The organism is Streptomyces sp. CB02009, assembly GCF_001905825.1.
Classification (GTDB): Bacteria; Actinomycetota; Actinomycetes; order Streptomycetales; family Streptomycetaceae; genus Streptomyces.
The window spans coordinates 39,705-58,759 of the sequence record NZ_LIVV01000005.1; the positions used below are offsets into that span (position 1 = coordinate 39,705).

A 19,055-nucleotide genomic window follows, 5' to 3' on the forward strand; every position below is an offset into this window, starting at 1 on the left:
CGATGCCGTCCCAGCACCCCGAGGAGATCGGCTACGGCCACGTGGTCAAGAGCTACGTGACGAGGACGTACGGAGGTCTCCCGCGTTATCTCGTACTGAACGGCGGGCGGTTCCTGGGCCCCCGGTGGTGGCACACCACACGCTTTACCCGGCACATGATCGCTGACGCCGCGGCGATCAACGACGAGGAACTGGAAGCCCTCCTCGGGTACGAATGGCGCTCGCGTCTCACCGCCGCCTGGCTGATCGGCGTCGACCGCCGCGAACGGTTCCGGGCACGCATCGGCGACCTGCTCCTGGCCAGCGAGGTCTGCTACTCCGGCACCGCCTACTGCTTCGCCCTGGCCCGCTTCGGCACCCACGCCGACGCCGAGATCCTCACCGCCTACCTCGACCACTACCTCCCCCGCACCGACCTCCACTACGACCAGCCCGCCGCCCTGGGCGCCCTCCTCCGCCTCGACGCCCACCTCGGCACCCACCACGCCGACCGTTTCACGGAGCCCGACGGCCTCTGGGACGAGTGGGTCAAGGGTGTGGGACGCCTCGGCTACTCCAGCCACACACCCGCCGAACAGCGCCGCTGGGCGGACCTCCAGTGCGAGTTCGCCAACGGCTGGAGCCGAACGTAGAGCGCCTACGCGGCGGTTTGTAAACCGTTGCGATACGCGCTGTCATTGCTGTCCTCCATGCTGGAAGACAACACCGAGGCCAGGAGGGAATCGCCAATGGGTGGAGTCGATACGGCGCGGGGCATGAGCTTCCAGACAGCGTGCGCCATTCTGCAGCTCATCCGCACCCCGGAGGAGTACCCCGAGGCGGAGACCTTCCGGGTTGAGGGCGCCGATGAGGCCATCGACTTCGAAGTACGCGACGCGCAAGGGCGGCCGCTGCTGCTGGCACAGGCGAAGACACGCGTCGAGCCGGGCTCATGGTCAGGTCCGGAACTGATACGGCTGGCTCGGCGTTGGGGCTCTGCAGATCCCGAAGGCACGGCGGTGCTGCGGTTCCTGTCGGACGCTCCCGTGCACTCGTCGGGACATGCCCTGCGGAACGCGGTAGCACGCGCCCGGGCTATGCCGGACCCTGACGAATGGCTGGCAGAGTGTAAGGAGGGAGTGCCGGTATCGATCAGGCTGTCTGTAAATGACCACGCGTTGCTCCGCCGATTGGAGATCGATACCCGGATCGGTCCGTGGGAGCAGGTTCTCGACCAGGCTAGGTTGGAGCTGCTACGCCTGTCGTCCGTCGCCGTGGCGGCAGAGGACATCGACAGCACGGTCAACGCGCTGTTTGTGAAGATGTTTCAGTGGTCCGGGGACCACCTGCTCGCCCGGCGAACGTTCCGGTTGGCCGAGCTTCCGAGCCTCCTGCGCGGACGCCATTCCACGCCTGCGGCCGACGCGGTCAAGCTGCCCGGACCCGGCCGCGCACTCTTCCGTGAGGTGCCTTCGGCTGCGGGTGTGCGCGGCCGGAGCAAGGAGCTGACGACGCTCAGGGAACGGTTCAGCGTAGAACCCGACTCTGGGACGCCCAGGGTGGTTGTGTCCGGACTCGGCGGCATCGGCAAATCGAGCATCGCACGGCTGTATGCCCACCGACACCGAGACCATTACGACTTTGTCTGGTGGATCCCGTCCGACACCAGAGAGGACGTCGTTGCCGCGTATCGGCGGATGGTCGCCGAGGAGCGGCAGGACACCGAGCCAGCCACCGACGTGGAGATCATCGCTCAGGTCGGCCTTCGACTCGCTCATCTAGGCTCCAGGCTGTTACTCGTCTACGACAACGTCGCGGACCGGGAGCAGCTTCAAGGTCTCCTGCCGACCTGCGAAGGTGCGCATGTGTTGGTCACCACCCGGGACTCGGCCTGGGCTGCGGCGGACGGCGGGCTAGTCGTTGAACGGATGACGACCGAGGAGGCTACTGCCTGGGCCGCAGAGCGGCTGCCACATCTCTCCGAGTCCGAATTGTCCGCTCTGGTCAACGCAGTGGAGTGCATCCCGCTCGGTATCGCCCAGGCTGTCGGCTACATCGCGGCGACCCAATGCCCGGTCGGCGTCTATTTGGCTGAACTCGCCGACTGTCGAGCCAAATTGCTCGACGACCGCGGCTTCGTGCCGCTCGACTACCGGGAGGGGGCGACGCTGACCGCAGCAGTCACCCTCAGCGTCAAACGGGTGCTCGATCAGGCGCTGCACTCGTCCGACAACGGGGGCCAACATCTCCCCGCTGCGCTGCTCGCCCGCTGCGCCCTGCTCGCCCCAGACTTCATTCCGCTCCATCTCGCGACCCTCGACCTGCCGACCGGATCCGCCGTCTACAGAGCTGTGGCGGAGCTACGCAGATTCTCTCTGGTCGACCCCCGTGACGGATTTCTTGCAATCCACCGCATCGTCCAGGAAATCATCCGAGCGATGATGGACATCGAGGCCGTCAAGGCGATGCAAGGACGCTTCCAGTACGAGCTGGTAAAGCGACTGGTGGACTGCCAGAAACAGCACTCATGGGCCGAGGCCGCCACCCTGATCGAGCATGCGGTTCACGTGGCGCACCGCGTGACGAGTAGCGGCCATGCGGACGCCAACACCGTGGCCCTGCTGGCCAATGTTGCGGGAGCGATCTCAAACATCCACGGTGATCTGGCCCGCAGCGAGGGACTGTTGCGCGAGGCTCTGACGATCGCGGAGCACGCCAGCGGGGAGGCAATCGACGATCCCGTCTACCGGCGAGCCGCCACGATGACAACACTGGCCCAGTGTCTGATAAATCAGTCGCGGTTCGATGAGGGCGCGCAGGCGGCACGGATTGCCTGGACCCTGTTGGAAGGCATGGACGCCCTCGACGCCGATGGCGTCGAGCATCTGCTGTGGGCCCACGTCTCCGACATGCGCGCTGCAGTGGCAACGGACCGCTTCGCTGACATCGCCCGTGCCAACGCCAGGCTCGAGGCGGTTCTGCAGCGCGAGGATGTGACGCCCTCGACAGCCTTGGGGATCCGATTGGAACAAGTGCAGTCGCTCGTCTGGATTCAGAACTGGGACGACGCGGCCATGGCCATCGACCAGGCAAGGGCAGCGGCTCCGGCAGACGCCGAGACGAGTACGGAACTGCGCTTCTTGGACGCCATCGTCAAGGCATCCACGGGCCGGCTGGAGGAGGCCCTTGCCGTCACTGCGGGAATCCCCGAGCCCGCCGAGCGGGCAGCTGTGAACATCATGCGCCACCACGCGGACCATATGGTGGAGGCTGCCCACGCTCTTATGGTGGGCAGCCTCCACAGGCAGAAGAAGGGGATACTCACTGAGGCCTGGATCCTGCACGCCGCAGGATTGTTGATCGACCAGGCTGAGGCGCTACTTGTGGCACACACAGAAGCCGGACCGGACGTACTGGCTCAAGTCCCACACCGACGCGCTGTGCTCGCCTGGACCCGACACCTCCTGGGGCACCCAGACGGTGATCTGGAGCTGAGCCGCGCGCTGATGCGAGAGAGCCTCAAGCTATTCGAGGCCGCGGGGCAGGGCCACGTACCCCTTGCGGTCACAGCCCGCCAGTTCCTGGAGCTGCGTGACCAGGATCTCCACGACGAGCCTTCCGAAACGTTGCCACTGGAGGGACCCGCTCGGTTTCCCTTGCCGTCGTCGGGAGGTAGTGGAACGCATCCGATAGCCGAATACCCCTGGCACAACGCCGTAGCTCTCGCCCGGGCTGTTCCAATCGATGCGCGCTCGATTTACAGCCTGCTTGGGGCCACCTCCTATCACCTAGGTGGGCAAGCGGCGCCCTCTCCAGTCTTTCTCGTGCTGGCATTCAGCACCGCCCTACGTTCCTTGGGGCTGGAGTGCCGACTGATCCCTACGGCGTTGCGGGTGTCCCGGAGCGACGGCAGATCGGTCGATCTGCCGGACTGGAGGCTTCCGCCCGTGGTCACACAGCGCGGGGAAGTTCGCGGGCACGTAACCGTCTGGTGTGAGGAAGCAGCACGGTTGGTGGATCCAGCACTCCTGATCGGCCAGAGCCGACTCGCCCCGGATGCTGCGGAGCGCGAGATCTTCCGGTCTCCCGTAGTCTTTCCGGCCCCCGATTTGAACGCCCTGCTCGGCGTCAGCCCAGCCACCCACCGAGAGGGATACCTCCTCGCTTACGAGTTCCGCCTCGACTGGGAGGAGCACCTCCGTGAGGCGATTGAGCGCCTGGACAAGGCAGCTGTAGCCAGCCTTGCGCAAGTACTGGCAGCTTCCGCCACCCTGGCCACCGACACCTGTCCCTAGGCCTGAGTTCGTCTCACCGAGCTGAGGTTCTGCGGACAGCTGCGGACAACGCAACGGCCTGACCTGCATAGCTGCAGGTCAGGCCGCCTCTAGGTGTGCGATCAGACGTTGAAGCGGAACTCCACCACGTCGCCGTCCTGCATGACGTACTCCTTGCCCTCCATGCGGGCCTTGCCCTTCGCGCGGGCGTCGGCGACCGAGCCGGTTTCGACGAGGTCGGCGAAGGAGATGACCTCGGCCTTGATGAAGCCCTTCTGGAAGTCGGTGTGGATCACACCGGCCGCCTCGGGGGCCGTCGCGCCCTGCTTGATCGTCCAGGCGCGGGATTCCTTCGGGCCGGCCGTCAGGTAGGTCTGGAGGCCCAGGGTCGCGAAGCCGACGCGGGCGAGGGTCGCCAGGCCCGGCTCCTCGGCGCCGACGGACTGGAGGAGCTCCATGGCGTCCTCCTCGTCCAGCTCGGCCAGGTCCTGCTCCAGCTTCGCGTTCAGGAAGATCGCCTCCGCCGGGGCGACCAGCGCGCTCTGCTCGGCCTTGAACGCGTCGTCCGTCAGCTCGTCCTCGTCCACGTTGAAGACGTAGAGGAACGGCTTGGTGGTGAGGAGGTGCAGGTCGTGGAGGAGCTCCGCCTTCTCCGAGCCCTGCACGATGCCCTGCGAGAAGAGCGTGTCGCCCTTCTCCAGGATCGCCTGTGCGGCCTCGACCGCGGCGACCTTGGGCGCCGTGTCCTTCTTGATCCGCATCTCCTTCTGGAGGCGCGGCAGGACCTTCTCGATCGTCTGGAGGTCCGCGAGGATCAGCTCCGTGTTGATCGTCTCGATGTCGTCCTTCGGCGAGACCTTGCCGTCGACGTGCACGACGTTCTCGTCCTTGAAGGCGCGGATAACCTGGCAGATCGCATCCGACTCGCGGATGTTGGCCAGGAACTTGTTGCCGAGGCCCTCGCCCTCGCTCGCGCCGCGCACGATGCCCGCGATGTCGACGAAGTCGACCGTCGCCGGGAGGACCCGCTGCGAGGAGAAGATCTCCGCGAGCTTGGTCAGGCGGGCGTCGGGGACGCCGACGACGCCGACGTTGGGCTCGATCGTGGCGAACGGGTAGTTGGCCGCCAGCACGTCGTTCTTGGTCAGGGCGTTGAACAGGGTCGACTTGCCGACATTCGGCAGACCGACGATTCCGATCGTGAGCGACACGGTGGCGACTTCCTGAAGTGTGGACGGGGGGCCGATCCCCCAGTTTACGGGCGGGCCGAACCGGCCAGTGACGCCGACCTTCGGTCGTTCTCGGGGGCAAGGTCACCCAAAGGGCGTGTCCCGGACCCGGTTCCCGCCCCTTTCCGACCTACGTTGGTGGAGTGGAGCAGCACAGGACAAGTCAGCCGCAAGGCCGCCGACGGCCCCAAACCCCCGTCACGCCGCCCGTCACCCCGCCCCCCGCACTCGTGGAGGGCGCGGCCGTGTACCGGGTGACCGGCCGGACCCGGCGGGGCCCCGGCGGCCCCCGCGTCCAGCGCGCCGGGGCGCCCGGAGCGGTGGCCGGGAAGCCGACGGGGCGGCCGGTGCCGCCCGTCGTCCTCGCGCTGCGGCGGCTCCCCCAGCCACGCCTCACCGGGCTGGGCGCCGGCCTCTTCGCCTCCGCCGTGATGCTGACGCTCGGCTTCCTCGACCGGCTGCTCCTCGACGGCTCCCCGGTCGTCTACGGCCTGCTGTTCCTTCCGGTCAGCGCCCTGACCGCGCTCTGGGTCCGCGCCGCGGACCTCGTCACCGCCCCCATCGCCGTCCCCATCGCCTTCGCCGTCGGCGTCGTCCCCATCGCGGGCGGCACGGGCGGTTTCGGCGGCCAGGCCATGGCCGTCGTGACCGCCCTCGCCGTGCACGCGGGCTGGCTGTACGGCGGGACCCTCGTCGCCGGGCTCATCGCGAGCGTGCGGAAGGTGCGGGAGATGGGGCGGCGCCAGCACCTCGTGCGTACCGCCGCCGCGTCGGCCCCGGCCGCCGGCGGCGCCTCGGCCGGCACCTCGGCCGGGGCCTCCCCCGTCGCCGGTGAGGCGCCCGGGGCCGGTGGGAGGGGGCCCGCGTCGGGCGGCCGCACCCCTCGCCGCCGTCCCGTCGGCTAGGAGCTCACACCACCAGAGCCGACTCGTGTCCGTGACCCTGGGCGGGGCATAGGCCGTCTCCGCCGTCTCCGCCGTCACCGCCGTCACCGCCGTCACCGCCGTCTCCGTGGCCTCGTACGTGCGGTCCCTCACCCGTCCTGGCCGCTCCTCTGGGCCGGCCCCGCCGCTCACACTCACAGCGGGCCCGCCCCGGCACCCGTACGCGCCCCAGCGGCCCCTGCGCCGCCTCCCCGGCCCTGCGCCGCCCCCTCGGCCCCGCGCCGCCTCCCCGGCCCTACGCCGCCCCCGCCGCCATCCCCGCTCCCACGATCCCCGCGTTGTTCTGGAGTTCCGCCGGGACGATCTCCGCCCTGATGCCCTCGATCAGCGGCAGGAACTTGTCCGCCTTCCGGCTCACCCCGCCGCCGATGATGAACAGCTCAGGCGAGAACAGCATCTCCACGTGCGCGAGGTACTTCCGCACGCGGCGCGTCGCCCAGTGTTCCCAGCTGAGGTCCTCGTCCTCCTTGGCCTTCGTCGACGCCCTGGTCTCCGCGTCCTGGCCCTTGAGCTCCAGGTGGCCCAGCTCCGTGTTCGGGACGAGGCGGCCGTCGACGAAGAGGGCCGAGCCGATGCCCGTGCCGAGGGTCAGCATGATGACGGTGCCCTTGCGGCCGCGGCCCGCGCCGAAGGTCATCTCGGCGATTCCGGCCGCGTCGGCGTCGTTCAGGACGGTCACCGGGAGGCCGCCCAGGCGGTCGCTCAGCAGGGTCCCGGCGTCCACGTCGATCCATGACTTGTCGACGTTCGCCGCCGTGCGGATGGTCGAGCCGGTGACCACGCCCGGGAAGGTCACGCCCACTGGTCCCGTCCAGCCGAAGTGCGCCACGACCTCCGCGACGCACCCCGCCACACCGTCGGGTGTGGCGGGGTGCGGGGTCAGTACCTTGTGGCGCTCCTCGGTGAGCGTCCCGCGCTCCAGGTCCACGGGGGCGCCCTTGATGCCCGATCCGCCGATGTCCACTCCGAAGACGTTCATGGAATCCACGGTACGGGCTGGGGTGCCGGGTTACTCCTTGGCGGACGCGGCGGGCTCCGCCGGCTCTCCGGGCTCACCCGCGCCGAGCTGCCGCGCCACGGCCCGGAGGTCCTTGTTGCGGAGCTCCTTGGGCAGCGAGAAGGTGAGGGACTCGTCGGCCGTCTTGACGATCTCCACGTCCGCGTAGCCGCGCTCGGAGAGCCACTCCAGGACCTCCTGCACGAGGATGTCCGGGACGGAGGCGCCGGAGGAGAGGCCGACGCTGGTGACGCCCTCCAGCCAGGCCTCGTCGATCTCGCTCGCGAAGTCGACCAGGTACGCGGCGGGGACGCCGGCCTGCTTGGCGACCTCGACCATGCGGATCGAGTTCGAGGAGTTCTTCGAGCCGACGACGATGACGAGCTCGGCCTGGCCGGCCAGCTCCTTGATCGCGATCTGGCGGTTCTGCGTGGCGTAGCAGATGTCGTCGGACGGCGGGGAGATCAGCTGCGGGAACTTCTCCTTCAGCGCGTCGACCGTCTCCATCGTCTCGTCGACCGACAGGGTGGTCTGGGAGAGCCAGACGACGCGGGACGGGTCGCGGACCTCGATCTTGGCGACGTCACCGGGGCCGTCGACCAGCTGGATGTGGTCGGGAGCCTCGCCGGAGGTGCCGATGACCTCCTCGTGGCCCTCGTGGCCGATGAGGAGGATGTCGAAGTCGTCGTTGGCGAAGCGGACGGCTTCCTTGTGGACCTTGGTGACCAGCGGGCAGGTGGCGTCGATGGTCGCGAGACGGCCCTGGCGGGCCTCCTCGTGGACCGTCGGGGCGACACCGTGCGCGGAGAACATCACGATGTTGCCCGGCGGCACCTCGGTCGCCTGGTCGACGAAGACGGCGCCCTTCCGCTCCAGGGTCTGGACGACGTACTTGTTGTGGACGATCTCGTGCCGGACGTAGATCGGGGCCCCGTACTGCTCCAGGGCCTTCTCCACCGCGATCACGGCACGGTCCACGCCCGCGCAGTAGCCGCGGGGAGCGGCGAGCAGGACACGCTTCGGGCGGTTCGTCGCGGAGGCGGAATCGGGCGTCGACGCGGGCGTTGCAGTCATGCGTCCCATCGTAAGGCCGCGTCGGTGAGCGGTTTGATCGGTGCCGTGGCCGAAACTGTCGCCATGGCCGAGGAATCGCAGGTGGCGGCGCGCGGGGAAGACGCGGAACACACGGGACTCCGTCGGAACCTCGGGTTCCGGGACCTGGTCGTCTACGGGCTGCTCTTCATCGCCCCCATGGCGCCCGTCGGCGTCTTCGGCACGCTCGACGCGAAGTCCGGCGGCTCGGTCGCGCTCGTGTACGTGGTGGCCACGGTCGCCATGGCGTTCACCGCCTTCAGCTACGCGCAGATGGTGCGGGTCGCACCGCAGGCCGGCTCCGTCTTCACGTACGCGCGCAAGGGCCTCGGCGAAGGGCCGGGGTTCATCGCCGGCTGGATGGCGATGCTCGACTACCTGCTGATCCCCGCGGTCGCCTACCTCTTCGCCGGCATCGCCATGGAGGCGCTGGTCCCGGAGGTCGACCGGTGGGTGTGGACCGGGATCGCCGTCGTCCTGACGACCCTGCTCAACCTCTGGGGCGTACGGGCGGCGGCCCGCGTCGGCTTCGCGGTGCTCGCGATGGAGATCGTCGTGCTGCTGGTCTTCGTCGTCTCCGCGAGCGTGGCCCTCGCCCAGGACGGCGCCCGGCGCGACTGGTGGTCGCCGATCACGGGTGACGGAACGTTCTCCCTGGCCGCCGTCATCGGGGCGGTGTCCGTGGCCGTCCTGTCCTACCTGGGCTTCGACGCGATCGCCTCCTTCGCGGAGGAGGTCACGGGCGGTTCGGCGAAGGTGGCGCGGGCGCTGCTGTTCTGCCTGGCCCTCGCGGGCGTCCTGTTCATCGCGCAGACCTGGCTGGTGGCCCTGCTCGAACCGGTCTCGTCGGCCGAGCTCGCGGCCGACCCGGGGAAGCAGGGGTCGGCCTTCTACGACGCCGTCGAGAGCGCGGTCGGCGGCTGGCTGCACGACCTCGTGGCCGTCTCGAAGGCGATCGGCGCGGCCTTCGCGGCGCTCGCGGGGCAGGCGGCAGGCGGCCGCCTGCTCTTCGCGATGGGCCGCGACCGGCGCCTGCCGCACGTGCTCGCGCGGACCGACGGGGGCGTGCCCCGGGTGGCGCTCCTCGTGTCGGCGACGGTGACGATGATCGCGGCGGTGTGGGCTGCCCGCAGGGACGACGGCCTCGACCACCTGGTGTCGGTCGTGGACGTGGGCGCCCTGACGGCCTTCGTCCTGCTGCACGCGAGCGTGGTCGGCTGGTTCGCGGTACGGCGGGCGGAGGGGCCGCCGCACTGGCTGAAGCACGTCGTCCTGCCCGTGGTCGGCGCCGCGATCCTGATCGCGGTCATCGTGGAGGCCTCGGTGGCGGCGCAGGTGGTGGGCGTGGTGTGGCTGGGCGTGGGCCTGATCGTGCTGGCGGTCCAGGGCGCGACGAGGACACCGGCGGGTCGCTGAGACGCTGAGGAGAACACCGGCGGGTCGCTGAGGCGCGCGGGCCGTCCGGCGGGGCGCCGAGCGGGGGCGTGTGCGGGTCGGCCCTGGGGGCGGGCGTGCGGGGCGCGCGGCCGTGTGCGCGGGGCGGGGCCTCCTGTGCGCGGGGCGGCCCCGGGGGGCGTACGTGCGCGTGCCCCTGACGTTGTCGTACCGCGCGGTTACGCTCGGTCCATGGCTCTGACTACGTCCGCCGAAGCACCGCTTCCCGTCGGTGAGGTCTCCCGTCTCATCGGGGGGTGGATCGACCGGCTCGGGGCGATCTGGGTCGAGGGGCAGATCACACAGCTGTCCCGGCGCCCCGGCGCCGGGGTCGTCTTCCTGACGCTGCGGGATCCCTCGTACGACATCTCCATCGGCGTCACCTGCTACCGCCAGGTCTTCGACGCCGTCGCGGACGTCGTGTCGGAGGGCGCCCGGGTCGTCGTGCGCGCCAAGCCCGAGTGGTACGCGCCGCGCGGCCAGCTCTCGCTGCGGGCGGTGGAGATCAAGCCCGTCGGGATCGGCGAGCTGCTCGCCCGGCTGGAGCAGCTGAAGCGGAGCCTCGCCTCCGAAGGGCTCTTCGCGCTCGACCGGAAGAAGCCGCTGCCGTTCCTGCCGCACCGCATCGGCCTCGTCTGCGGCCGCGCCTCCGCGGCCGAGCGGGACGTCCTGGAGAACGCGCGCCGCCGCTGGCCCGCCGTCGCCTTCGAGGTGCGGAACGTGGCGGTGCAGGGCGTGAAGGCCGTGCCCCAGGTCGTCCAGGCCGTCCAGGAGCTCGACTCCCACGAGGACGTCGACGTGATCATCGTCGCCCGGGGCGGCGGCAGCGTCGAGGACCTGCTGCCGTTCTCGGACGAGCAGCTCGTCAGGGCCGTCGCCGAGTGCCGTACGCCGGTGGTCTCGGCCATCGGCCACGAGCCGGACTCGCCGCTCCTCGACCTCGTCGCCGACCTGCGCGCCTCGACGCCGACCGACGCGGCCAAGAAGGTCGTGCCGGACGTCGGCGAGGAGCTGGACCGGGTGCGCGGGCTGCGGGACCGGGCCCTGAGGACCGTGCGGGGGCTCCTCGACCGGGAGGAGCGCGGTCTCGCGCACGCCCTGGCCCGGCCGGTCATGGAGCATCCGCAGCGCATGGTCGAGGTCCGCGAGGACGAGCTCGTCGCCCTGCTCGCGCGCAGCCGTCGGGTCCTCGGCCACCTCCTGGACCGGGCGGACTCCGAGCTGTCGCACACGCAGGCGCGGGTCCGGGCGCTGTCGCCCGCCGCGACGATGGAGCGGGGGTACGCGGTGCTCCAGCGGGCCGACGGCTCGGTGGTCCGCTCCCCCGGGGAGGTCGCGGCGGACGAGGAGCTGCGGGCCCGGGTCGCGGAGGGCGAGTTCGCGGTACGGCGCGTGGCCGACCCGGCCTGAGCGCGGCCGCGCGGGGCCGACGGCAGGACCGTGCAGAACCAGAGCAGGACCACGCAGGACCACGCAGGACGCAAGAGAACCGGTTACGGAGGGTGGAGCGGCACATGGCAGCGGGAACGGGCACGGCGGGATCGGGATCGGGTACGGACGAGGCGGCCCTCGGGTACGAGCAGGCGCGGGACGAGCTGATCGAGGTCGTCCGGCGGCTCGAGGCGGGCGGGACCTCCCTGGAGGAGTCCCTCGCGCTCTGGGAGCGCGGCGAGGAGCTCGCGAAGGTCTGCCGGCGCCGCCTCGAAGGGGCGCGGGCCCGGCTGGACGCCTCGCTCGCCGCCGAACGCGCGGCGGAGGAGGCCGAGGGCGCCGCGGGCGGCCCCGGGGACGAGTAGTCACCCCCGCGCGGGCCGCCGGCCCGCCCCCGCACCGGCGTCGCCGCGGCCCGAGACCGGCCGCCCGCGGCCCATGGCGGCTCGTCGGTGCGGTGCGGCTTACACTGATGAGTGAAGCGGATCACTATCCGGATGGATTGGTTGAACTTTCACCAATCTTCGGCGTACTGTCGAGGACATCGCTTGGATCCCCACGAGCGAACCCCCTTTGCAGTCCGGAAGGTACGCAGCATGTCTCTCGCCCTTGACGCCGCCGCTCAGGATCTCCTTTTCCGCGAGGCCCGCACCGCCAACACGTTCACCGACGAGCCGGTGACCGACGAGCAGGTCCAGGCGATATACGACCTGGTGAAGTACGGCCCGACCGCCTTCAACCAGACCCCGCTGCGCATCACCCTGGTCCGCTCCCCCGAGGCCCGCGAGCGCCTGGTCAAGCACATGGCCGAGGGCAACCGCCCCAAGACCGCCACCGCCCCGCTCGTCGCGATCCTCTCGGCCGACAACGAGTTCCACGAGGAGCTCCCGGCCCTGCTTCCGCACTTCCCGCAGGCCAAGGACATGTTCTTCGCCGAGCGCCCGGTCCGCGAGCAGTCCGCCGTGCTGAACGCCGCCCTCCAGGCCGCGTACTTCATCGTGGGCGTCCGCGCCGCCGGCCTGGCCGCCGGCCCGATGACCGGCCTGGACTTCGCCGGCGTCCAGAAGGAGTTCCTGGACGACGACCACACCCCGCTGATGGTCGTCAACATCGGCAAGCCGGGCGAGGACGCCTGGTTCCCGCGCTCCCCGCGCCTCTCCTTCGACGAGGTCGTCACCACCGTCTGATCCCGGTGACACGGAAAGGCCCCGCACTCCACGAGTGCGGGGCCTTCTTCGTGCGCCCTCTCCGGCTCTCCGGATCAGGCCTTCCTCATCAGACCTTCTCGATCAAGCCTTCTTCGACTGGAGCGAGCCCGCCATCTCGGTGAGCCGCTCGAACGACGCCGTACCGGTCACCACCGTCGTCGCCCCGCCGTCCACCCGGACGAGCGCGTCGTACTTCGGGCCCTCCCAGCGCTGCCAGACCTGGCCCGCCACCGTCTCGGTCTTCCCGGTGTTCTTCGCCCGCTGGGTGACGTCCGGGACGAAGGTCTTCGGCGCCGCCGTCGACTGGTGGATCGCCACGTACTGGGTGTCCGGCGAGAGGAAACCGAGCTGCCAGGCGTCGGAGTTCTCGCGCTTGTACGAGACGACCGTCGCCTTCCAGCCCTCGCCGAGGCCCTCGGGGGCCAGCACCGGATACGGTGCCGCCCGCTGAGCCGTCAGGAGCTCGACCCGGTAGTCCTTCGCCTTGACCGGTTCGGCGCTCTCATCGTGCGGAATGAAGAGATACATCACTCCCGCGGCGACCAAGATCACCCCGAGGGACTGAAACATCCCGCGTACCGTCTGCCTGCCTCGCATACCTGCCACGCGCACCATGGTCGCATCAAGGGTCCGTGCTCATACGTGGGCCCCTCTGCTCATTTTGTCGACGTACCGATAGAGTCGCAGCACCCTCCCTTAACCGGCCGTCGCCGTACAGAAAGGTGCGTTCCGATGACCGAGCAGCAGAATCTGCCGCCCGAGCTCGTGGTCTCTCCCGAGGCTCCCGACCGCAACCTCGCCCTTGAGCTGGTCCGCGTCACCGAGGCCGCCGCCATGGCCGCCGGCCGCTGGGTCGGCCGCGGTGACAAGATCGGCGCGGACGGCGCGGCGGTCAACGCCATGCGCACCCTGATCTCCACCGTCTCGATGAACGGCGTGGTCGTCATCGGCGAGGGCGAGAAGGACGAAGCGCCCATGCTCTTCAACGGCGAGCGGGTCGGCGACGGCACCGGCGCCGAGGTCGACATCGCCGTCGACCCGATCGACGGCACCACGCTGAACGCCAAGGGCATGCCGAACGCGATCGCCGTCCTGGCCGCCGCCGACCGCGGCAGCATGTTCGACCCGTCCGCGGTCTTCTACATGGACAAGCTGGTCACCGGCCCCGAGGCCGCCGACTTCGTCGACATCAACGCCCCTGTCTCGGTCAACATCCGCCGGGTCGCCAAGGCGAAGAACTCCTCCCCGGAGGACATCACCGTCGTCATCCTCGACCGCCCCCGCCACGAGGGCATCGTCAAGGAGATCCGCGAGACCGGCGCCCGCATCAAGTTCATCTCGGACGGCGACGTCGCCGGTTCGATCATGGCGGTCCGCGAGGGCACCGGCGTCGACATGCTCATGGGCGTCGGCGGCACCCCCGAGGGCATCATCTCCGCCTGCGCCATCAAGTGCCTCGGCGGCGTGATCCAGGGCAAGCTGTGGCCGAAGGACGAGGCCGAGCGCCAGAAGGCCCTCGATGCGGGCCACGACCTGGACCGGGTGCTCTCCACGAACGACCTGGTCGGCGGCGACAACGTGTTCTTCGTCGCGACCGGCATCACCGACGGCGAGCTGCTCCGCGGGGTGCGCTACCGCGCCGAGACGGCGACCACGCAGTCGCTCGTCATGCGCTCGAAGTCCGGCACGATCCGCCAGATCGACTCCACGCACCGGCTCTCGAAGCTGCGCGCGTACAGCAAGATCGACTTCGACCGCGCGAAGTAGCAGCGCCGGTCGGGCCGGTCGCGTCCGTTACGTAGATCGCGCCGGTCTGGCCAGTCGGGTCGGTCGGGCCGGTCGCGTCCGTCGCGTCGGCACCGGTGCTTCGCCGCGAAGCGGTACGAAGAGGGGCGCCCCCATGTGCGGTGGGGGCGCCCCTTCCCGTACGGAACGACGACGGTGGCCGCGCTCCCGTCAGCCGCGAAGGCGGTGCGTCGGCGTCAGCCCGCCTGGGCGATGCGATCGGCCGCGGCCGCCTTCCGCAGCTCCACCTCGCGCCGCCGGCGGCGGGCCAGGGCGACGCGGCGCTCCGCCGCGGTGAGCCCGCCCCACACCCCGTACGGCTCGGGCTGGAGGAGCGCGTGCTCCCGGCACTCGACCATCACGGGACAGCGGCCGCAGACCCGCTTGGCCGCCGCCTCACGCGCGAGCCGCGCGGCGGTCGGCTCCTTGGAGGGGGCGAAGAACAGTCCGGCCTCGTCCCGGCGGCACACCGCCTCCGCGTGCCAAGGACCGGCCTCGTCCTCCCGTGCAGGGGCGCGCTGAGGGGGCACGGCGGCGACCTGGAGGGGCTGATGCGGCAGTTGCAGCACGGTCTACTCCTGACGACGGCTTCGCGAGCGAGCGGCGATGCCCCAGCCCTACCCGCTGTGCGCGCGCCTATGCACTGCGTGCCGCGCCGTTCCGCACTGCGGATACCCGAGGGCGAATTCCGGTCACCCCCCGGGCCGTCGACGGGAACGGCGTGCCGGACCGGGCCGCCGGAGCCGGCCGCGGAAGCCTGGCGCCCGTCACGTCTCCCTCACGCCCCGCCGCCTCGCGGGTCGGCTCTCGCGTCGCCTCGCGGGTCGCCTCGCGGGTCGCCTCGTCAGTGGCCGAGGTGCTTGCGCATCCGGTCCTGGAGGTCGGTGATCCACTTGCCGCGCTTGGGCCTGGCCTCGACGTTCCCGAAGACCGAGTAGCCGTTGATGACGACGACCGGGGCGTGCGGGTCGACGCCCTCGAGGGTCACGACCTCGAAGTTGCCGAAGATCCCGCTGCCGTTGCCCCGCAGGCTGATGTTCTCCGGGACCCGGACCTCGACGTTGCCGAAGATCGACGTGGCGTTGATGGTGGTCAGCCGCTGCGCGAAGATCGCCTCGGTCAGGTCGATCTCGATGTTCCCGAAGAGCGCGAACGCGTTCGTCCGGCGGCTCACCCGCCAGCGGCCCTTGCGGGTGGTGCTGGAGAAGATCGCGACGAGGTTGGCCGGGGGGCCGTCGGCGTCCTCCGGGCCGTACCCGTAGTCCGGCGCGGGCTCCTGCCGCGTCCGGGCGCCCGGCAGGTCGCGGACGATCGGCTCCAGCTCCCCGACGGTCTTCGCCCGGTACACCGCGTCGATCCGGTCCGAGTGCTCCTCGGCGTCGATCCGCCCCTCGGCCAGGGCGTCCCTGAGGATGTCCGCGATCCGGTCCCGGTCCGCGTCCGAGGCCCGCAACGAGCCCTGCGGGTCGGCGAAGACGGTCTCCGCGGGGGCGGGCTCGGCGGGTGCGGCCTGCCGCTGAGGCTCCGGCTGCTTGTCGGGTTCGGGCTTCTTTTCGAGGTCCACGCCGCCAGCCTAGCGAAACGCGATAGATCGCGACCAGGGGGCGGGGCCGCGGCCCGTGGAAAAGGTCTCGAACCGGGCGCCGGAATCGGCGGGTTGGAGCGCGGGCCCGCCCCCGCCCCGCACCCGCGCCCGCGCCCGCCCCCGCCCCGCGCCCCGCCCGTCCCGGCCTGAGCCCGGCCCTGCGCTCGCCTCCGGCCCCGGCCCGCGCCCGTCCCGGCCCGAGCCCGTCCCCGGCCCCACCCCGCGCCCGCCCGCGCCCCGCCTCCCGGTCGGACCCAGGAACCCGCCCCCCGCCCTCCCGACCCCCTCGGAACACGCCACTCCGGCGCGGTCCCCGGTCCAAGTGAGCCTTACCTCACAGGACCGGGCCCCGGGCCGCGTTCTACGCTGGAGGGCGCACTGCCAACGGAGGCGGTGCGCCGTCTTGCCGAGTGAGGAATGGCCCCCATGCCAGAGTTTGCGTACTCCGATCTGCTCCCCCTGGGAGAGGACACCACGCCCTACCGCCTGGTGACCTCCGAAGGTGTCTCCACCTTCGAGGCCGACGGCCGTACGTTCCTCAAGGTCGAGCCGGAGGCGCTGCGCACCCTGGCCGCCGAGGCGATCCGCGACATCCAGCACTTCCTGCGCCCGGCCCACCTGGCCCAGCTGCGCCGGATCATCGACGACCCCGAGGCCTCGTCGAACGACAAGTTCGTCGCGCTCGACCTCCTCAAGAACGCGAACATCGCCGCCGCCGGCGTCCTGCCCATGTGCCAGGACACGGGCACCGCGATCGTCATGGGCAAGCGCGGCCAGAACGTGCTGACCTCCGGACGCGACGAGGAGGCCCTGTCCAAGGGCATCTACGACGCGTACACCAAGCTCAACCTGCGGTACTCGCAGATGGCCCCGGTCACCATGTGGGAGGAGAAGAACACCGGCTCGAACCTGCCCGCGCAGATCGAGCTGTACGCGACCGACGGCGGCGCGTACAAGTTCCTCTTCATGGCCAAGGGCGGCGGCTCCGCCAACAAGTCCTTCCTCTACCAGGAGACGAAGGCCGTCCTCAACGAGGCGAGCATGATGAAGTTCCTGGAGGAGAAGATCCGCTCGCTCGGCACGGCAGCCTGCCCGCCGTACCACCTGGCGATCGTCGTCGGCGGCACGTCCGCCGAGTTCGCGCTCAAGACCGCGAAGTACGCCTCCGCGCACTACCTGGACGAGCTGCCCGCCGAGGGCTCGGCCGAGACCGGCCACGGCTTCCGCGACAAGGAGCTGGAGGAGAAGGTCTTCGAGCTGACGCAGAAGATCGGCATCGGCGCGCAGTTCGGCGGCAAGTACTTCTGCCACGACGTCCGCGTCGTCCGTCTCCCCCGCCACGGCGCCTCGCTGCCCGTCGCGATCGCCGTCTCCTGCTCGGCCGACCGCCAGGCCGTCGCGAAGATCACCGCCGAGGGCGTCTTCCTGGAACAGCTGGAGACCGACCCGGCGCGCTTCCTGCCGGAGACCACGGACGAGCATCTCTCCGAGGAGAGCGACGTCGTCACCATCGACCTGAACCAGCCGATGGACGACATCCTCGCCGAGCTGACCAAGTACCCGGTCAAGACCCGCCTCTCCCTCAACGGCCCGCTGGTCGTGGCGCGCGACATCGCGCACGCCAAGATCAAGGAGCGCCTGGACGCGGGCGAGGAGATGCCGCAGTACCTGAAGGACCACCCGGTCTACTACGCGGGCCCGGCGAAGACCCCCGAGGGGTACGCCTCCGGTTCCTTCGGCCCGACGACGGCCGGCCGGATGGACTCGTACGTGGAGCAGTTCCAGGCGGCGGGCGGCTCGAAGGTCATGCTGGCCAAGGGCAACCGCTCGCAGCAGGTCACCAACGCCTGCGGCAGCCACGGCGGCTTCTACCTCGGATCGATCGGCGGCCCGGCGGCGCGGCTCGCGCAGGACTGCATCAAGAAGGTCGAGGTCGTCGAGTACGAGGAGCTCGGCATGGAGGCGGTCTGGAAGATCGAGGTCGAGGACTTCCCGGCGTTCATCGTGGTGGACGACAAGGGCAACGACTTCTTCCAGAACCCGGCCCCTGAGCCGACGTTCACGCACATCCCGGTGCGGGGTCCCGGTCTCGGCTGATCCCCCGACGTCTGACGCTCGCCCCCCGGTCCTCCTGGACCGGGGGGCTTCGTCGTCGGGCCCGGGTCCGGGGGCCTCGCCGAGAAGCCCGAGGCCTCGCCGTACCGTCCGGGGCTTCGCCGTCCGGTCCCGTGCTTCGTCGTTCGCTCAGAAAGTCGCTACCGACCGGTAGCCATCTCGTTGCCTACTGTCCAGTATTGAGCGCGAGCATGCCAAAGTCCCCGAGCCGGTCGACCAAGGAGCCCCCCATGCCCGTCTCGTCCTTCCGCAGGCGCGCCGCCGCCGGTACCACCGCCACGCTCGCGCTGACCGCCTTCCTCGTCGTCGGCCCCGCGCCCGTGGCCTCCGCCTCCGACCCGGACGGCCACAGCACGTCGACCGCCGCCTTCAAGGATGTCGACTACACGACCTGGCGCCGTGACGTGGCCGCCGTGATCGCGCAGGCCCGCCCGTACATCGAGAAGCGCTCCGAGAACGCCGGCGACGAGAAGCAGGCGATCGTCCTCGACATCGACAACAGCTCGCTGGAGACGGACTTCCACCCCTTCTGGGAGCTGCCGACCCCGGCCATCGCCGAGGTGCGCACCCTCGTCCGCGAGGCCCACGACCGCGGCGTCGACATCTTCTTCGTCACCGCCCGCCCGGGGATCATCCACTCGCTCACGGACTGGAACCTGAAGCAGGTCGGCTACCCGGTCGACGGGCTGTACGTGCGCTCGCTCCCCGACCTGTTCGCCGAGGTCAGCGCGTACAAGACGGAGCAGCGCGCCAAGATCGAGAGCAAGGGCTACACGATCATCGCGAACATCGGCAACAACACCACCGACCTGGTCGGCGGTCACGCCGAGCGCACGTTCAAGCTCCCGGACTACGGCGGCAAGCTCTCCTGACCCGACCGTCGCCGTCACCCGCCGGACGGAGACGCCCGGCGGGTGACGCCCCTTCACAGGCGGGCGTCCCGGCGCCGGGGACGCCCGTCCGGGGGCGTCCGGCCCGCCAC

16 protein-coding genes are annotated in these 19,055 nt (G+C 70.4%); 10 read left to right on the forward strand and 6 right to left on the reverse strand.

The annotated features are described in order from the left end of the window. Positions 1 to 2: 2 nt before the first annotated feature. Together AMK27_RS19630 and AMK27_RS19635 are read left to right on the forward strand one after the other, a co-directional pair. A complete protein-coding gene (locus tag AMK27_RS19630; RefSeq protein ID WP_073909697.1) occupies positions 3 to 632 on the forward strand; it encodes a DUF6000 family protein in 630 nt (209 codons plus the stop codon). Between the two features lie 57 nt (positions 633 to 689). Then, positions 690 to 4,274: an NB-ARC domain-containing protein gene (locus AMK27_RS19635; RefSeq protein WP_241847555.1), complete on the forward strand. Its 3,585-nt coding sequence runs from the start codon at positions 690 to 692 to the stop codon at positions 4,272 to 4,274. 101 nt (positions 4,275 to 4,375) lie between these two features. Here AMK27_RS19635 and ychF read toward each other — a convergent pair whose 3' ends face one another. Next, positions 4,376 to 5,464, reverse strand: coding sequence for a redox-regulated ATPase YchF (gene ychF / locus AMK27_RS19640; RefSeq protein WP_073909705.1), 1,089 nt, complete (start codon positions 5,462 to 5,464; stop codon positions 4,376 to 4,378). 263 nt (positions 5,465 to 5,727) lie between these two features. Here ychF and AMK27_RS19645 point away from each other — a divergent pair, with 263 nt between their 5' ends. Beyond that, the gene (locus AMK27_RS19645; RefSeq protein ID WP_445194860.1) at positions 5,728 to 6,387 is read left to right on the forward strand and encodes a DUF6542 domain-containing protein; all 660 of its coding nucleotides are present in this window, start codon (positions 5,728 to 5,730) and stop codon (positions 6,385 to 6,387) included. A 274-nt stretch (positions 6,388 to 6,661) separates the two neighbouring features. On the opposite strand, the gene ppgK is transcribed toward AMK27_RS19645, so the two are convergent. After that, entirely contained in the window at positions 6,662 to 7,405 is a 744-nt protein-coding gene (gene ppgK / locus AMK27_RS19650) for a polyphosphate--glucose phosphotransferase (protein ID WP_073909709.1), read from the reverse strand. 30 nt (positions 7,406 to 7,435) lie between these two features. After that, positions 7,436 to 8,506, reverse strand: coding sequence for a 4-hydroxy-3-methylbut-2-enyl diphosphate reductase (locus tag AMK27_RS19655; protein ID WP_073909712.1), 1,071 nt, complete (start codon positions 8,504 to 8,506; stop codon positions 7,436 to 7,438). A 54-nt stretch (positions 8,507 to 8,560) separates the two neighbouring features. Here AMK27_RS19655 and AMK27_RS19660 point away from each other — a divergent pair, with 54 nt between their 5' ends. From AMK27_RS19660 to AMK27_RS19675, 4 genes are all read left to right on the forward strand, one after another. Beyond that, positions 8,561 to 9,931: an APC family permease gene (locus tag AMK27_RS19660; protein ID WP_073909716.1), complete on the forward strand. Its 1,371-nt coding sequence runs from the start codon at positions 8,561 to 8,563 to the stop codon at positions 9,929 to 9,931. 210 nt (positions 9,932 to 10,141) lie between these two features. Then, entirely contained in the window at positions 10,142 to 11,359 is a 1,218-nt protein-coding gene (gene xseA, locus AMK27_RS19665; RefSeq protein ID WP_073909720.1) for an exodeoxyribonuclease VII large subunit, read from the forward strand. Between the two features lie 104 nt (positions 11,360 to 11,463). After that, the gene (locus AMK27_RS19670; protein WP_073909723.1) at positions 11,464 to 11,745 is read left to right on the forward strand and encodes an exodeoxyribonuclease VII small subunit; all 282 of its coding nucleotides are present in this window, start codon (positions 11,464 to 11,466) and stop codon (positions 11,743 to 11,745) included. A gap of 231 nt (positions 11,746 to 11,976) precedes the next feature. Then, positions 11,977 to 12,567 carry a malonic semialdehyde reductase gene (locus AMK27_RS19675; RefSeq protein ID WP_073909727.1) on the forward strand — a complete coding sequence of 197 codons (591 nt, stop codon included), beginning with the start codon at positions 11,977 to 11,979 and terminating at the stop codon, positions 12,565 to 12,567. 102 nt (positions 12,568 to 12,669) lie between these two features. Here the strand turns inward: AMK27_RS19675 and AMK27_RS19680 are convergent, their stop codons facing one another. Next, a complete protein-coding gene (locus AMK27_RS19680; RefSeq protein WP_198955908.1) occupies positions 12,670 to 13,203 on the reverse strand; it encodes a DUF4245 domain-containing protein in 534 nt (177 codons plus the stop codon). 117 nt (positions 13,204 to 13,320) lie between these two features. Between AMK27_RS19680 and glpX the strand changes: the two genes are divergently transcribed. Next, positions 13,321 to 14,355, forward strand: coding sequence for a class II fructose-bisphosphatase (glpX, locus tag AMK27_RS19685; protein ID WP_073909731.1), 1,035 nt, complete (start codon positions 13,321 to 13,323; stop codon positions 14,353 to 14,355). Positions 14,356 to 14,570: 215 nt separating this feature from the next. Here the strand turns inward: glpX and AMK27_RS19690 are convergent, their stop codons facing one another. Together AMK27_RS19690 and AMK27_RS19695 are read right to left on the reverse strand one after the other, a co-directional pair. After that, positions 14,571 to 14,942, reverse strand: a complete 372-nt coding sequence (locus tag AMK27_RS19690) for a WhiB family transcriptional regulator (protein WP_073909733.1) — start codon at positions 14,940 to 14,942, stop codon at positions 14,571 to 14,573. A 275-nt stretch (positions 14,943 to 15,217) separates the two neighbouring features. After that, positions 15,218 to 15,937 carry a DUF1707 SHOCT-like domain-containing protein gene (locus AMK27_RS19695; RefSeq protein ID WP_073909736.1) on the reverse strand — a complete coding sequence of 240 codons (720 nt, stop codon included), beginning with the start codon at positions 15,935 to 15,937 and terminating at the stop codon, positions 15,218 to 15,220. 447 nt (positions 15,938 to 16,384) lie between these two features. Between AMK27_RS19695 and AMK27_RS19700 the strand changes: the two genes are divergently transcribed. Beyond that, a complete protein-coding gene (locus AMK27_RS19700) occupies positions 16,385 to 18,055 on the forward strand; it encodes a fumarate hydratase (protein WP_073909739.1) in 1,671 nt (556 codons plus the stop codon). Between the two features lie 248 nt (positions 18,056 to 18,303). Further along, positions 18,304 to 18,945, forward strand: a complete 642-nt coding sequence (locus AMK27_RS19705; RefSeq protein ID WP_073909742.1) for an HAD family acid phosphatase — start codon at positions 18,304 to 18,306, stop codon at positions 18,943 to 18,945. Positions 18,946 to 19,055 lie beyond the last annotated feature (110 nt).

Excerpts from the sequence above, each read along its gene's own strand:
- AMK27_RS19680 (WP_198955908.1), bottom strand. The coding sequence starts at position 13,203 with ATGGTGCGCGTGGCAGGTATGCGAGGCAGGCAGACGGTACGCGGGATG.
- AMK27_RS19655 (WP_073909712.1), bottom strand. The coding sequence starts at position 8,506 with ATGGGACGCATGACTGCAACGCCCGCGTCGACGCCCGATTCCGCCTCC.
- AMK27_RS19630 (WP_073909697.1), top strand. The coding sequence starts at position 3 with ATGCCGTCCCAGCACCCCGAGGAGATCGGCTACGGCCACGTGGTCAAG.
- AMK27_RS19675 (WP_073909727.1), top strand. The coding sequence starts at position 11,977 with ATGTCTCTCGCCCTTGACGCCGCCGCTCAGGATCTCCTTTTCCGCGAG.
- AMK27_RS19705 (WP_073909742.1), top strand. The coding sequence starts at position 18,304 with ATGCCCGTCTCGTCCTTCCGCAGGCGCGCCGCCGCCGGTACCACCGCC.
- AMK27_RS19670 (WP_073909723.1), top strand. The coding sequence starts at position 11,464 with ATGGCAGCGGGAACGGGCACGGCGGGATCGGGATCGGGTACGGACGAG.
- AMK27_RS19700 (WP_073909739.1), top strand. The coding sequence starts at position 16,385 with ATGCCAGAGTTTGCGTACTCCGATCTGCTCCCCCTGGGAGAGGACACC.
- xseA (WP_073909720.1), top strand. The coding sequence starts at position 10,142 with ATGGCTCTGACTACGTCCGCCGAAGCACCGCTTCCCGTCGGTGAGGTC.
- AMK27_RS19635 (WP_241847555.1), top strand. The coding sequence starts at position 690 with ATGCTGGAAGACAACACCGAGGCCAGGAGGGAATCGCCAATGGGTGGA.
- AMK27_RS19660 (WP_073909716.1), top strand. The coding sequence starts at position 8,561 with ATGGCCGAGGAATCGCAGGTGGCGGCGCGCGGGGAAGACGCGGAACAC.
- ppgK (WP_073909709.1), bottom strand. The coding sequence starts at position 7,405 with ATGAACGTCTTCGGAGTGGACATCGGCGGATCGGGCATCAAGGGCGCC.
- glpX (WP_073909731.1), top strand. The coding sequence starts at position 13,321 with ATGACCGAGCAGCAGAATCTGCCGCCCGAGCTCGTGGTCTCTCCCGAG.